General features: G+C 38.7%; 13 protein-coding genes and 2 tRNA genes. 4 read left to right on the forward strand and 11 right to left on the reverse strand.

Features of this window, described 5'->3' with window-relative positions; genetic code table 11:
* Nucleotides 1–2: 2 nt before the first annotated feature.
* The 7 genes from TOL5_RS19775 to TOL5_RS19805 form a co-directional block, all read right to left on the reverse strand.
* Nucleotides 3–1,511, reverse strand: coding sequence for a UDP-N-acetylmuramoyl-L-alanyl-D-glutamate--2,6-diaminopimelate ligase (locus TOL5_RS19775; RefSeq protein ID WP_121774346.1), 1,509 nt, complete (start codon nucleotides 1,509–1,511; stop codon nucleotides 3–5).
* A gap of 7 nt (nucleotides 1,512–1,518) precedes the next feature.
* The gene (gene ftsI / locus TOL5_RS19780; RefSeq protein WP_121774345.1) at nucleotides 1,519–3,354 is read right to left on the reverse strand and encodes a penicillin-binding protein PBP3; all 1,836 of its coding nucleotides are present in this window, start codon (nucleotides 3,352–3,354) and stop codon (nucleotides 1,519–1,521) included.
* 9 nt (nucleotides 3,355–3,363) lie between these two features.
* Entirely contained in the window at nucleotides 3,364–3,696 is a 333-nt protein-coding gene (locus TOL5_RS19785) for a cell division protein FtsL (protein WP_004825406.1), read from the reverse strand.
* Nucleotides 3,696–4,619, reverse strand: a complete 924-nt coding sequence (gene rsmH / locus TOL5_RS19790) for a 16S rRNA (cytosine(1402)-N(4))-methyltransferase RsmH (RefSeq protein ID WP_121774344.1) — start codon at nucleotides 4,617–4,619, stop codon at nucleotides 3,696–3,698. The genes TOL5_RS19785 and rsmH overlap by 1 nt, the downstream gene beginning before the upstream one ends.
* 170 nt (nucleotides 4,620–4,789) lie before the next feature.
* Complete coding sequence (locus tag TOL5_RS19795; protein ID WP_121774343.1) at nucleotides 4,790–5,227, reverse strand: GNAT family N-acetyltransferase; 438 nt, start codon at nucleotides 5,225–5,227, stop codon at nucleotides 4,790–4,792.
* 96 nt (nucleotides 5,228–5,323) lie between these two features.
* Nucleotides 5,324–6,340, reverse strand: a complete 1,017-nt coding sequence (locus TOL5_RS19800; protein WP_221260586.1) for a sulfate ABC transporter substrate-binding protein — start codon at nucleotides 6,338–6,340, stop codon at nucleotides 5,324–5,326.
* A 367-nt stretch (nucleotides 6,341–6,707) separates the two neighbouring features.
* Nucleotides 6,708–7,700 (reverse strand): sulfate ABC transporter substrate-binding protein, encoded by a 993-nt coding sequence (locus TOL5_RS19805; RefSeq protein ID WP_121774342.1) that lies wholly within the window; start codon nucleotides 7,698–7,700, stop codon nucleotides 6,708–6,710.
* Between the two features lie 376 nt (nucleotides 7,701–8,076).
* Here TOL5_RS19805 and TOL5_RS19810 point away from each other — a divergent pair, with 376 nt between their 5' ends.
* The 4 genes from TOL5_RS19810 (at nucleotide 8,077) to TOL5_RS19825 (ending at nucleotide 10,271) form a co-directional block, all read left to right on the forward strand.
* Nucleotides 8,077–8,388 (forward strand): DUF4179 domain-containing protein, encoded by a 312-nt coding sequence (locus tag TOL5_RS19810; protein ID WP_121774341.1) that lies wholly within the window; start codon nucleotides 8,077–8,079, stop codon nucleotides 8,386–8,388.
* 138 nt (nucleotides 8,389–8,526) lie between these two features.
* Nucleotides 8,527–10,035, forward strand: a complete 1,509-nt coding sequence (gene gltX / locus TOL5_RS19815; protein WP_042089107.1) for a glutamate--tRNA ligase — start codon at nucleotides 8,527–8,529, stop codon at nucleotides 10,033–10,035.
* Nucleotides 10,036–10,093: 58 nt separating this feature from the next.
* Nucleotides 10,094–10,169, forward strand: a tRNA-Ala gene (locus TOL5_RS19820).
* A 26-nt stretch (nucleotides 10,170–10,195) separates the two neighbouring features.
* A tRNA-Glu gene (locus tag TOL5_RS19825) sits at nucleotides 10,196–10,271 on the forward strand.
* A 159-nt stretch (nucleotides 10,272–10,430) separates the two neighbouring features.
* On the opposite strand, the gene TOL5_RS19830 is transcribed toward TOL5_RS19825, so the two are convergent.
* The 4 genes from TOL5_RS19830 to TOL5_RS19845 are packed head-to-tail and all read right to left on the reverse strand — an operon-like array spanning nucleotide 10,431 to nucleotide 14,016.
* Nucleotides 10,431–11,513 carry a type VI immunity family protein gene (locus tag TOL5_RS19830; protein WP_121774340.1) on the reverse strand — a complete coding sequence of 361 codons (1,083 nt, stop codon included), beginning with the start codon at nucleotides 11,511–11,513 and terminating at the stop codon, nucleotides 10,431–10,433.
* Between the two features lie 27 nt (nucleotides 11,514–11,540).
* Nucleotides 11,541–12,623: a type VI immunity family protein gene (locus tag TOL5_RS19835; protein ID WP_121774339.1), complete on the reverse strand. Its 1,083-nt coding sequence runs from the start codon at nucleotides 12,621–12,623 to the stop codon at nucleotides 11,541–11,543.
* Nucleotides 12,624–12,636: 13 nt separating this feature from the next.
* On the reverse strand, nucleotides 12,637–13,611 hold the full coding sequence (locus TOL5_RS19840; RefSeq protein ID WP_198261029.1) for a hypothetical protein: 975 nt from the start codon (nucleotides 13,609–13,611) through the stop codon (nucleotides 12,637–12,639).
* Between the two features lie 9 nt (nucleotides 13,612–13,620).
* On the reverse strand, nucleotides 13,621–14,016 hold the full coding sequence (locus TOL5_RS19845; RefSeq protein ID WP_121774337.1) for a hypothetical protein: 396 nt from the start codon (nucleotides 14,014–14,016) through the stop codon (nucleotides 13,621–13,623).
* Nucleotides 14,017–14,030 lie beyond the last annotated feature (14 nt).

Here is a 14,030-nt window from a genome sequence, read left to right on the forward strand (position 1 = left end):
TCCTACTGAGCTGGATAGGCTGAATTGGTTTTATGGTGTTGCGCATCTATAGCAGATTGCACTTCAACAACATCATCAAACCAATGACGCACCCCATCTATTTCTTGATAGTTTTCATGTCCTTTGCCAGCAATCACCACAATATCGCCTGCTTGTGCATGCTTGACTGCATATTTAATCGCTTCACGACGATCACGAATCTCATGCACCTCGTGCTGGCTAAAATCGATATCTTGTTTCATGTCGGCAAAAATTTGTTCAGGATTTTCAGTGCGCGGATTATCTGATGTCATCACCACAGGGGTGGCTTGTTCCAATGCTGCTTTGGTCATCAAAGGACGTTTACCACGATCACGATCGCCTCCACAACCAAATACCGCCCAAAGTTGATTTTCAACATGGCGCTTTAAAGTTTTTAATACTTGGGTTAATGCATCTGGCGTGTGGGCATAGTCGACAACAAATAATCGATCCTGATCACGAATGACTTGCATTCGTCCTGGTGCGCCTTTTAACTTTGGTACTTGTTCAATCAACTGTTTTAAATCAAAGCCTGCTTGCTCAGCGACAATTAAACTTGCCACAAGGTTTTCAATATTAAAATGCCCAAGCAATGGGCTATGTACAGTAAATTCGCCTTTGGCTGTTTTTAAGTGAAAAACTGCACCATCCAAGCTGTATTTAATTCCAAAGACCTGATAATCAGCAGCTTTAGAAGTCGAATAAGTCAATACTTTAGGGTGCGACAGATTACTGCTCGCAGCATTCATCATCAAATCAGCATGCGCATCATCAATATTAATAACTGCGACTTTTAACGAAGACCATTTAAACAATAAAGATTTTGCTTCAGCATAGGCTTCAAGTGTCCCATGATAATCCAAATGATCACGGCTTAAATTGCTATAGGCAGCAATTTCGATATCACAACCATTCAAGCGCCCTTGCTCCAAGCCATGAGAACTCGCTTCGATTGAAGCAAATTCAGCACCTTGTAAGGCAAAATCATGCATTAGATTTTGTAAATGCAAAGCATCTAAAGTGGTATGCGAGGACGCTTCCAAGTGCGGTAAAATACCATTACCTGTTGTCCCCATAACCGCACATTTTTTATTTTGCAATGTCAACAACTCAGCAACCAAACGCGAAATCGTTGTTTTACCATTGGTTCCAGTGACAGCCAAAACGCGTACCGCTTGTACAGGTGTTGTTGCTTGTAAATATTGTTTTTGCCATTGTCCCATCAATCTGCGAACTTGAGGACAAACCAATGCTGGTGCAATCCCTAAGTCCGTTTCACTAATCACTGCCAATGCACCTTTATCCAAAGCCGCCTGAGCAAACTGCCGTGTTTTTTCAGGTTGAGAATAACTGGTTAATGCAATAAAAATCTGTCCGTGCTGAACATAACGACTATCTAGAGAGAAACCCTTAAATGGCTCAGACATCCAACTTTGTGTATGGTCTTGATCACGACCATTGTGATAAATGTCTTGAAAATTAATCATCATGATTTACCTATCGCGTCGCCTTTGCCGTTTCAAGCGGCTTGTCCAAAGGCACATTCATTAAACGTAAAGACTCTTGCATAATTCGAGCAAAAACTGGTGCTGCAACCAGACCACCATAATATTGACCACGAGGATTTTCCACCACCACAATAATCGCTAATCGAGGATCGCTAATCGGCGCGACACCTGCAAATAATGCACGATATTCTGTATTTGAATAACCACGATGATCAGGACGCAGCTTATGTGCCGTTCCTGTTTTACCACCAACACGATAACCTGGAATATTGGCTTGTTTTGCGGTTCCGCCTGGCATAGTCACTTGCTCTAACATCAATAAAACTGAATCAGCAATTTTAGGATCTAAGACCTGTCTGCCTTTGGGCTGGTCATTGAGTTTATAGAGACTTAATGGATATTCCACACCATGATTGGCTAACATGGCATAGCCTTGTGCCAACTGCAAAATCGTCGCATTTAGACCATAACCATAAGCCATTGTGCCGATTTGCGATGAATTCAATTTCTCAGGAGGAAGCACCAAACCACTACTTTCACCTGGGAATTTCACCGCTGAACGCTGACCAAAACCGACCTTTCTAAAGAAGCTAGGTAACGTTTCTTTCGGCAAAGACAAGGCAATTTTTGCAGAGCCCACGTTAGATGACTTGATAATCACACCAGTAACAGTCAGTGAACCATAGTTATGCGTATCACGAATGGTATGAGAACCTAAACGCATTGAACCCGGGCTGGTATTAACTACAGTATTTGGCGTATATTGACCACTTTCCAACCCAGCAGCAATCGTAAAAGGCTTCATGGTCGAACCGGGTTCAAACATGTCGATTGCCCCTCGGTTACGCATGGCATCTTTATTATTTAAACCATTCTTATCGTTGGGGTTATAAGATGGCCAACTTGCCATTGCCAAAATTTCGCCCGTTTTAACATCTACAGCGATTGAAGATGCAGAGCGCGCATTGTTTGCCACACCTACAGCAGTCAACTCACGATACATAATATATTGCAAACGTGAATCTATACTTAAAGTGATATTTTCGCCTGCTTTAACCTCTTTGACCACTTCTGGCGTGCTAATACGGTTACCATGCTTATCCCGTGAGATTTTCTGCTCACCATCCTCACCTGCAAGACGTGAGTTTAATTGCATCTCCAAGCCTTCAATCCCGGTTCCCTCACTATTGGTTAAACCAATAATCTGAGCATTAGGTTGAGGTTGTGGATAATAACGTTTATAGGTTTTCTCAGCATACACCCCTGCAAATTTATGCTGGGTAATGAAATCTGCCTGAGGCGGTGGAACTTCTTTTTTTAACACCAAATAGCGTGAGCGAGGACGTTCATTCAAACGTTTCTTTAAATCTGCACGATCAATGCCTACCGCATCTGCCAATTCATCTAAATTTAAATTTTCATCCGGTAACTGACGTTTCAATTTTCGACTATTTGGCGTTTTTTGTAATTCAGCTGTGATGGTGTCAAATTGCTTTTTGGTCTCAAAATACTCTCGTGGATCAATCACCACTTTCATGATCGGAGAGCTAATCGCCAAAGGCACACCATGGCGATCACTAATCACACCACGCATGGCTTTCAACGTTTCTGTACGCAAAATATTGGCATTGGCTTTATTTTGCAAAAAGTCTTTATTAATCACTTGCACATAAAATGCACGACCAACCAGACCTACAAAGCAGAGAAGAACCACGCCCCACATAAGATAAAAACGCCACATATCGATAGATGCGGTACTTTTCTGGGTAATGGACGGCTGCTTTTTACGCGGTTGCCGAGTCTGTTTAGTTTGCTTATCTACCATACAGATGCCTTACTTCTTCTGCTCTGATTCACTTGGTAATGAAATGACAACTGTTTGTGCAGCTGGCGGTGAATACATTCGGAGTTGCGTTACTGCACGCGTACCAATTTGTGCTGTCGCACCAAATGTCTGTTGTTCAATGAGCAAACGCCCCCACTCTGCATTAATATCTTCGCGCTCACGCATATAACTATTTAAATCACGAAAATCATGACGATAAGCAAAAACTTGTAACACCACCATAAAAGCGCTGATCAGTACTGCGGCAACCATAAGACCATAAACAATTGCTTTTTTGACAGCCAGTTTACGACTTGATTCTTCTATAATTTCTTGTTTCATTATGCGCCTTTTTGTTCTAATCGCTCTGCAACCCGGAGCCAAGCACTACGTGAGCGAGGATTCATCTTGACTTCTTGCTCACTGGCACGAATTCGGTCTATTTTTTTCAGTCGACGAGTATCTTGTACTTTTTGCGGTAATCCCCAACCATTATCTTCTGCTAAAGTTGATTCTTTTTGAATAAATTGCTTAATAATTCGGTCTTCAAGTGAATGAAAACTTATCACGGCTAAACGTGCATTTGATTTTAACAAATCTACGGCTTGAGGTAAAAAGGTATGTACATCATCCAGCTCTTTGTTAATTTCTATACGAATGGCTTGGAAAGTTCGTGTTGCCGCATGCTTATTCTTTTCCCACTTTGGATGCGCAACTTTAACAATTTCTGCTAATTTTCCTGTGGTTTCAATATAACCGGCTTGTTTAATCGCTTTGGCAATACGACGGCTATAACGTTCTTCACCATATTGAAAGATGATATTCGCCAAATGTTCTTCTTCAACATCCAGCAACCACTCAGCAGCGGTTTGCCCTTGAGAATTATCCATACGCATATCAAGTGGTCCATCATGCATAAAACTAAAACCACGTTCAGCTTGATCTAACTGAGGTGATGACACCCCTAAATCTGCCATAATTCCATCAACTTGATAAATATCCAATTGATTCAATTCTTGTTGTAAATCTGCAAAACTTGCATGAATAATTTTAAATCGAGGATCTTCTTTTTCAAGCTGATATGCCACTTCGAGTGCTTGAGGATCTTTATCAAAAGCATATACTTTGGAGTTTTCATCCAACTTAGAGAGCAATAAACGGGTGTGACCGCCACGCCCAAACGTCCCATCCACGTAAATTCCTGTATTGCGCCCTGCAAGTAAAGCATCGACAGTTTCATGTAGTAATACAGAAATATGAGACATAATTAGAGTTTCAGTTTAAGCAAAAAAAGTAACTGCACATTATTACCTTGTTTTGTTAAAGCTCCAAACGACTTTTTGTAGGGAAATATTACTTTTTATAGAGAAAACCGTTTTTCCTGTGTTTGAAACAAAAAATAGGGCGAAAAAACAACAAAAGCAGTGCTACAAAGTTACCGTGCTTGCTTCGTCATTTTCACGTCATGATTTTCAAAATGTTCAACGACTCGCCAACCATGTTGAGCATAAAACGTACAAGCACGGCTTCTTGCATCAGTTTCCAAGCAAATTTCTTGAAAATATTGAAATAAAAAATCTTCCGCTTTTTTAAGTAATACTGTGCCAATGCCCTTTGCTTCAAAATCGGGATAAACAAACATTGCAAAAATACTTCCTTCATCTTGATCTGCTATTGCAAATCCACATACCTGATCATTCAATTCAGCAACCCAAACACAAGAACAACTGTGAATTAACTCAGATATGGTTGCTGTCGTAATACCTAACTCAGTCAATTCTGTTCGTGATAAATGATTCTCTTTGACTGAGGTTCGAATATCAAAAATTGTTTCAATGTCATTGGCTACCGCCAGTCTGATTTGGATGCACATAATTTCAATTTATTGTTCAATTTGAACTGAGTCTAACCTATTCATTGATGAATAAAAAACCTCCTTAAGGAGGTTCTTCATCAAATCAATTACCGCTTAACGTTTGGTATTATAAATCTGATCGAAAACACCGCCATTTGCAAAATGTGTTTGCTGCGCTTTCGCCCAACCACCAAATACTTCATCAATGGTGAAAGTTTTTAATTCAGGAAATTGTTTCGCATATTTTGCTAAAACCTTTGCATTACGTGGACGATAAAAATGACGTGCTGCCATATCCTGACCAATCGGGGAATATAAATAATTGATATAGCCTGTTGCCAACCACTTATTGCCATTCTTCTCAACAGTCTTATCTACAATCGCAACAGAAGGCTCAGTCAGAATCGACATAGACGGATAGACGATATCAAACTTATTGCCTGTGGCTTTTTTACTGACCATGGCTTCATTTTCCCAAGTCAATAAAACATCACCAATACCACGTTCAGCAAAGGTGGTCATGGATGCACGTGCAGCAGGATCCATCACTTTCACGTTATGATACATCTTGGAAACAAACTCACGCGCTTTCGCATCATCACCACCTGGTTGTTTCAATGCATAACCCCAAGCTGAAAGATAAATCCATCTTGGCAAGCCACCCGTTTTCGGATTCGGTGTAATGATTTGCACACCCGGCTTGGTTAAATCTGTCCAGTCTTTGATACCTTTAGAATTACCCTTACGCACTAAAAATACAACCGTTGAAGTATAAGGTGCTGAGTTGTTTGGAAACTCTTTTTCCCAACCCGGGTTAATTTGACCCGACTTTACAATTTCATTGATGTCGTTGGCTAGAGCCAGAGTCACTACATCACCTTTTAAACCATCCACCACGGCACGTGCTTGCTTTCCAGAACCGCCATGGGATTGTTTAAAATCCACAGTTTTTCCTGTACGCGCTTTCCAATATGCACCAAATGATTTATTAAACTCATCATAAAACTCACGAGTTGCATCATAAGACACATTTAAAAACTCACGATCAGCCGCATGAGTGACTTGAGTTGCCCCTGTAAATCCAGTTGCAATAATCACAGCACTTAAAAGTGCTTTAAAATTCTTTTTCATATGAGCGCCGCAGCAAATTTAAAATTATTCTAAATATATGAAATAAGCCAATAAACATCAATCAAAAGCATAAAGATACAAGATCGAATGAGGAGCAAAAATAAATGATGATTGATATTGATGAGTTTTTTCAATTCATTGAGGTTTGAAATTGCCAGTTTAATTTTATTTTGATCATATTAGATAAAAGATAGAAAACCAAAAAACAGTCATGCTCAAACAGGACCACCTTTCATAAAAATATTAATCAATAAGGTACACATCAAGGCTATCGCAATAATATAAGGATAAGTGATTTAAAGTAAAAACTGAAAAAAGTACAAAAAAGCAAAGCCTGATCAGATCAAAAGGCTTTGCTTTCAAAGCATTACTTTTCAGCTGTAAATTGATCGTATACCCCACCATTGGCAAAATGCACCTTCTGTGCTTTCGCCCAACCACCAAAAACTTGATCAATTGTGAACAATTTGATTTTAGGGAATTTAGCAGCATATTTAGCAGCCGCTTTTGTATCACGAGGACGGAAATTATATTTTGCTGCAAGATCTTGCCCTACAGGAGAATACAGATAATTTAGATAACCTTTGGCTAGGTTTCGATTACCATCTTTATCGACAACTTTGTCGACAATGGCAACTGAAGGTTCAGCAAGAATGGAAATCGACGGATAAACAATCTGATATTTGTCTTTATCTGGACCAGAGGTTGCTAAAATTGCTTCATTTTCCCAAGACAGCAATACATCACCAATACCACGATCAGCAAAAGTAGTGAGAGAGCCTCGAGCACCAGAGTCTAAAACTTTGACATTTTTATAAATTTTTTTCACCAACTCACGTGCTTTAGCATCATTACCACCAGGCTGTTTTAAGGCATAACCCCAAGCGGATAAATAAATCCAACGCGGTGCACCACCCGTTTTAGGGTTCGGTGTAATAATTTCAACACCGGGTTTTACCAGATCATTCCAATCTTTGATTCCTTTTGGGTTGCCCTTTCGGACCAGAAACACCACTGTTGAGGTATATGGTGCAGAGTTATTAGGAAACTCCTTTTGCCAACCTTTTTCAATCAGTCCCGCATTGACAATTTCATCAATATCATTCGCCAATGCCAACGTTACCACATCCGCTTGTAAACCATCGACCACGGATCTTGCTTGTTTTCCTGAACCACCATGAGATTGTTTAAACTCAACATCTTGTCCTGTTTTCGATTTCCAAAACTGTCCAAAACTTTTGTTATATTCTTGATAAAATTCTCGTGTGGGATCATACGATACATTTAAAAATTCTTTTGCAGCATATGTATTCCCTATCGCAATCAGACTGATTGCACTTAAAAGCAGTTGTTTTTTCATTTGTTTCTCAGTTTTTAGTACTTAGTATGCACTATATTTTCATTGTTTTAATTTAACAATCAATTACTTATAAAAATAAACTCTATTCTTTTCATATTTTAAGATATTCAAATATATGCAATAAACAGCTTAATAATTTCGAATATTTTCTAAACAACTTAATGTAGACTTGAATTCTTCACGATTCATCCATATTTATATGATATTAATTTAATTATTACATTTCGTTTCAATGGTTGTTTTTTAGACATTTTTTGTGTAGTATTATTAAAAAATGTGACGTAGTTAAGCTTTTTGTAACTTATTTTGCTACAATAACCATGTTAAACACACCTTGTTAAAGAAAAAAAATCGACCATCCGGGGGAGTAGATGGAATGAAGTATCCATATTTAAAATTTTTAGGTATCAGTATAGGACTAACAATCATGGCGCAAACAGGTCATAGTGCTGTCATTAAAGATACTACTCGACCAATACAATCTATGATTGTGGTATCCGACAAACAATCACCGATTGAAAAAGCGCTGAATCAGCAAAAACGTGGTGAAAGTAAATTGATTTCAGACAAAGATCAAATCAAAGTTTTAACTTCACTTAAAACTACACCATCGCAAAATTTTTTAGCTGAACAACATCAAAAGTTTTCGCGTTTTGTACAAGCAATTTTCCAACCACATACCTCATAGTTGCTTGATTTGAGAAAATAAATTCTTTACTCCTCAAAAGAATTTAGAAGCCCAGTCCTTTATTGGTGAATTAACCCTTAAGCGATTGGGCTTTTTCGTTATAATAGTTTCAATTTACATTCTGAATAATATTTGGTTATGAAAGTCCGTACTCGTATTGCACCCTCTCCAACAGGTTTCCCACATGTAGGGACTGCCTATATTGCTTTGTTTAACTTATGTTTTGCCAAACAACATGGTGGTGAATTTATTCTTCGTATTGAAGATACAGACCAACTTCGCTCTACACCTGAATCTGAACAAATGATTTTAGACTCATTGCGTTGGTTAGGGTTAAATTGGTCAGAAGGTCCAGATGTCGGTGGTCCACACGCACCTTATCGCCAATCTGAACGTATGGGAATTTATAAACAATATGCTTTAGAACTGGTTGAAAAAGGGCATGCCTTCTATTGTTTTGCGACGGCTGAAGAGCTTGATCAAATGCGTGCCGAGCAACAGGCTCGTGGTGAAACACCACGTTATGATGGGCGTGGTTTAAAACTTTCTCAAGAAGAAGTACAACAACGTCTTGCTGCTGGTGAAGCGCATGTGATTCGTATGAAAGTACCAGAACAAGGGATTTGCCAATTCAACGACTTATTGCGTGGTGAAGTTGAGATTCCATGGGCACAGGTAGACATGCAAATTTTGCTGAAAACTGATGGCTTACCAACTTATCATCTGGCCAATGTGGTCGATGATCATTTAATGGATATTACCCACGTAATCCGTGGTGAAGAATGGATACCATCTGCGCCAAAACACCAGTTACTCTACCAATATTTTGGTTGGGAAATGCCAACATTATGTCACATGCCATTGTTGCGTAATCCTGATAAATCAAAATTGTCGAAGCGTAAAAACCCAACCTCGATCAATTATTACAAAGATATCGGCGTACTTCCTGAAGCATTACTCAATTATTTAGGTCGTATGGGATGGTCAATGCCAGATGAAAGCGAAAAGTTTACTTTAGCTGAAATGATTGAGCATTTTGACATTCAACGTGTCTCTTTAGGCGGTCCAATTTTCGATGTTGAAAAACTCAATTGGTTAAATGGTCAGTGGATTAAAGCGCTTACACCTGCTGAGTTGCTCAATACTTTGCTTGCTTGGAAAGCAGACCGTAAAACCCTTGAAGACATTGCTGCAGCCATTCAGCCACGTATTAATTTACTTTCTGAAGCTGTTAACTGGGCAGGTTTCTATTTCAATCAATTCCCTACCTTGTCAAAAGAACAGTTCGAAAGTAAAAAACTCAGTGAAGAACAAGTTCGTCAAAGTTTGCAGTTTGCCATCTGGCGTTTAGAAAGCTTATTTACTTGGAACAACGATACCGTGAGCCAAACGCTCATGGATTTGGCGAATCAAATGGAAATCAAACTCCGTGATTTCATGCCTGCATTCTTTATCGCGATTGCGGGTTCAACTTCATCGACCCCTGTTATGCAATCAATGGTGACGATTGGTCCAGACTTAACGTTTGCACGTTTACGCCATGCACTTGAAATTGTGGGTGGTCCGAGTAAAAAAGAAGCAAAAGTTTGGGAAAAACTAAACGAAAGCATCAAATTGCCGAAAAATGATGCAATCGAAGAAGCTTAATTCATTTTTCTGTTGACGTGAAGGCGCAATATCCCTAATATTGCGCTCACACAGACTGGGGGTCATAGCTCAGTTGGTAGAGCGCTACAATGGCATTGTAGAGGTCAGGAGTTCGATCCTCCTTGACTCCACCAAAAGTTTTACCTGTGTTGCCTCATCTGTCCCTATCGTCTAGAGGCCTAGGACATCGCCCTTTCACGGCGGTAACCGGGGTTCGAATCCCCGTAGGGACGCCATATTCAAGATGGCGACATCTTTGTAAAAAACCCAAGCATAATGACTTGGGTTTTTTATTATCTAAATTTTGATTCATTCAATGTGACTTCAACCTAGTGATATAGACAAGCTGTTGAAAAACTCATAGACTAAAATATCACTTCATTTGATCAATAAATCTAATCCTGTGGCTTTAAGTTTTCAGGAATAGGATATTTTTTTAATAACTCAGCATCATCTTCTCGATCCCAACGTTCAAGCCACCAATCACATTGTTCAGGCTGAAAAAATACAGGTTCCCACTCTGCCAATGAATCGGCATATTGCGTTAACGGAAGCATTTTCTCTCGAATTGGTTTAAGAATATTGTTTAACGCTTGATAACCTTGTGGGCGTGGCAAACCTATTCTTGCCAATTGTGGTGATTCATCTGCTCTAAAAAACACTCCACCATTGATCGGCTCTAAACGTAATGGCGTATTCGGGTCTTGTTGTTGAATGGCTTGTACTTCATCGAGTTTTTCTAGCCACGGCTGACCGAGATATACCAACCAAGCTGTTGAACGTACACCTTTTTCTAAAGAGGGTTCATCATTGGTCACATGGCTACGTTGAACCATATTCTTATCAATATCCAAGCCTAAAAAACGATAATTGGCTGCGGTTTCAAAAGCCTGCCACGGTACAGCTTGAGTAAAATCTAAGGGTTGTCCGACGCGATAACCACAATAGGCTTGTTCTATTTTAATTTCACGAATAATTGATTTAAAAAATTCAATACACTTTAATCGTTGATCAATATGATTTGTAAAATCAAATGGAAAAATAAAATTGACTGTTGAGTAGCGTTCATTATTTGCCATTTCTGAGCTAAAGGCTACATCAACACCATATTTAGGTGCAAAATTCATTTTAGATTGATCTGAAAAATAATAATTAAGTGGATCATCTAATTTTTTATTTTTAATATCACTAACCCAGTTTTCGGGAAAACCCTCTTTACGAAATTTACGTTCTCTTTGTTTATTGACCGATGCTTCTCGAACAAATTCAATTCCAGTTAATTTGATATATTCGAGAATTTTATGAAAGAAATACTCTCGAACATATAATTGATCACCATCATAAAACCAAAAAGACATCATTAGATTTAAGCGCACGGGTTCTGTTTTGGATTCAACGTCCACATAAGGCAAAGTATAATTTTGTGTCTGTTCAATCTGATCTAACCAAGCTTTTGCTTGTTGAAATAACTCACCCATTATTTATCAACATCCCATAAATCAAATCTAATCCTGCGGCTTTAAGTTTTCAGGAACAGGATATTTTTTTAATAACTCAGCATCATCTTCTCGATCCCAACGTTCAAGCCACCAATCACATTGTTCAGGCTGAAAAAATACAGGTTCCCAATCTGCCAATGAATCGGCATATTGCGTTAACGGAAGCATTTTCTCTCGAATTGGTTTAAGAATATTATTTAACGCTTGATAACCTTGTGGGCGTGGTAAACCTATTCTTGCCAATTGTGGTGATTCATCTGCTCTAAAAAACATTCCACCATTGATCGGTTCTAAACGTAATGGCGTATTCGAATCTTGCTGTTGAATCGCTTGTACTTCATCGAGTTTTTCTAGCCACGGTTGACCGAGATACACCAACCAAGCTGTTGAACGTACACCTTTTTCTAAAGAGGGTTCATCATTGGTTACAGCACTACTTTGCGTCATATTCTTTTCAATATCTAGACCTAAGAAGCGATAATTGGCTGCGGTTTCAAAAGCTTGCCACGGTACAGCTTGGGTAAAATCTAGGGGCTGTCCGACGCGATAACCACAATAAGCTTGTTCTATTTTAATTTCACGAATAATTGATTTAAAAAATTCAATACACTTTAATCGTTGATCAATATGATTTGTAAAATCAAATGGAAAAATAAAATTCACAGTTGAATACCATTCTCCATCCCCTAATTCAGAACTACAACTTACATCCAATCCAAACTTAGGCGCAAAGTCCATCCTGGGTTGATCTGAAAAGTAATAAATCAAAGAACTCCAAACATCAGCTTTTCTAATGTCATTTAACCAATTTTGAGGAAATTCTTCTTTTCGGAAGTTCCGTTCACGTTGATTTTTAATCGAAGCTTCACGTTGAAATTCAATACCAGTAAGTTTGATATAATCTAAAACTTTATTGAAAACCTGTTCTCGGATTTCTAAAGTTTCACCTTTATAAAACCAAAAAGACATCATTAGATTTAAACGGACGGGTTCTGTTTTGGATTCAACATCCACATAAGGCAATGTATAATCTTGTGTTTGTTCAATCTGATCTAACCACGCTTCCGCTTGTTGAAATAACTCACCCATCATCTATTCCTTCTTATTTCCAAAGATTTTCTGCATTGCTGACCACAATGTCCCACACTTCACGCATTTGATTGACTTTACTGGTCTTTTTGCCTTGCGGGGTACTATTTGGCTTTTGTGTGTTTTGCGGTACTGCCTTTGCCTTACAACCACAATCACTATCTTGGGGATTTGCCGATACCCGAATCATTGCCAATTTACTATTACCCTTCAAAAATTTTGAATAATCATCCATTTGCTTTCTATTCGGTGGATCTTTACTGTCTAAAAATTTTATTTCCACCCAATGTAAAATATTATCTAATGTCGGCGCTTTCATCATATTTTTCACTATAAGAATATCCGCCCCTATTCGATGATCTCCCCCAGGGGTTTCCATAAACTTATGTCGAGGTGGGTTTGTCCCAGCAACCATCAACGGTTGTTTGGTTTTTTTGTCATAAATCACTTCGGCTTTAATCGGACATTTGTGTTCCATCACAATATCTACGAGTGCAAAAATGACTTGCACGGCTTTTTGTCTAAGGTGGCGTAATCCGCCCCATAAATTAATCACTTTATCAGCAATCGTTTCTTTTTTAGACGCTTTCCCTGTTGCACCACCAATTTGATTACTAAAACAGCAAACTTTACAAATCACCGATTTAAATAAAATTGGTTTCTTGGTGTAAACCTCATACCAAGCGCCAACTCTTGAAGCTTGCGACGGTGCGGTTGGTTTTGTTGAACCGCTTGGTTTGGGTGTCGTAGAAGCTCTTTGTTCTCGCTTAATATCAGTCGCAACTTCAGTTGCAAAAGAAAATATAAACTCAATCAACTCTTGAGCAATCGTTGCGCCAATATCTTTTAAAAAAGGTGCAAGATACTTTTTGACCAATTCAGTGGTCACTTTTGCTGCCTGATTGAGGAGTTTTTTGAGTACGTGAAGTAATACTCTCAACAAAAATGCAATGACCACATATGCAGCTGCAACAATTGGAGCAACCATAATTTCCTCTTATTCTTCTAAATGATCAATATCATCTAATTCATCTTCTGGATCTTCCACATAAAACAAGGCTTCATATGTTTTTTTGAGAAGCGGAGATTCGCCTGAATTTTGTTGGAGATTATTTGGTAAATCTGCAATATACAAATCGACTTTTTCCCGCTGATCAGTTTGAATCGGTTGAGTTTTTCCAAACTCATCCGTGATTCCCGAAACTTCAAGCCCATTTTCAGCAATCAGTCGATAGTTATAATTCGCCATCGGTTGTTTGGCATCATCAAGAAAAGTCACAGCAGCTGAATAAGGTTGATCAATCATCACAGGAAGTGCTGGAAAGACTGTTTGTATTTTTGCCCCACTCTCAAACTTATGCTGACCAGCTCTAACAACAAATTCCCTACCCATTTTCACCTCATTGT

Source organism: Acinetobacter sp. Tol 5, from assembly GCF_019702905.1.
GTDB classification, from domain to species: domain Bacteria; phylum Pseudomonadota; class Gammaproteobacteria; order Pseudomonadales; family Moraxellaceae; genus Acinetobacter; species Acinetobacter bereziniae.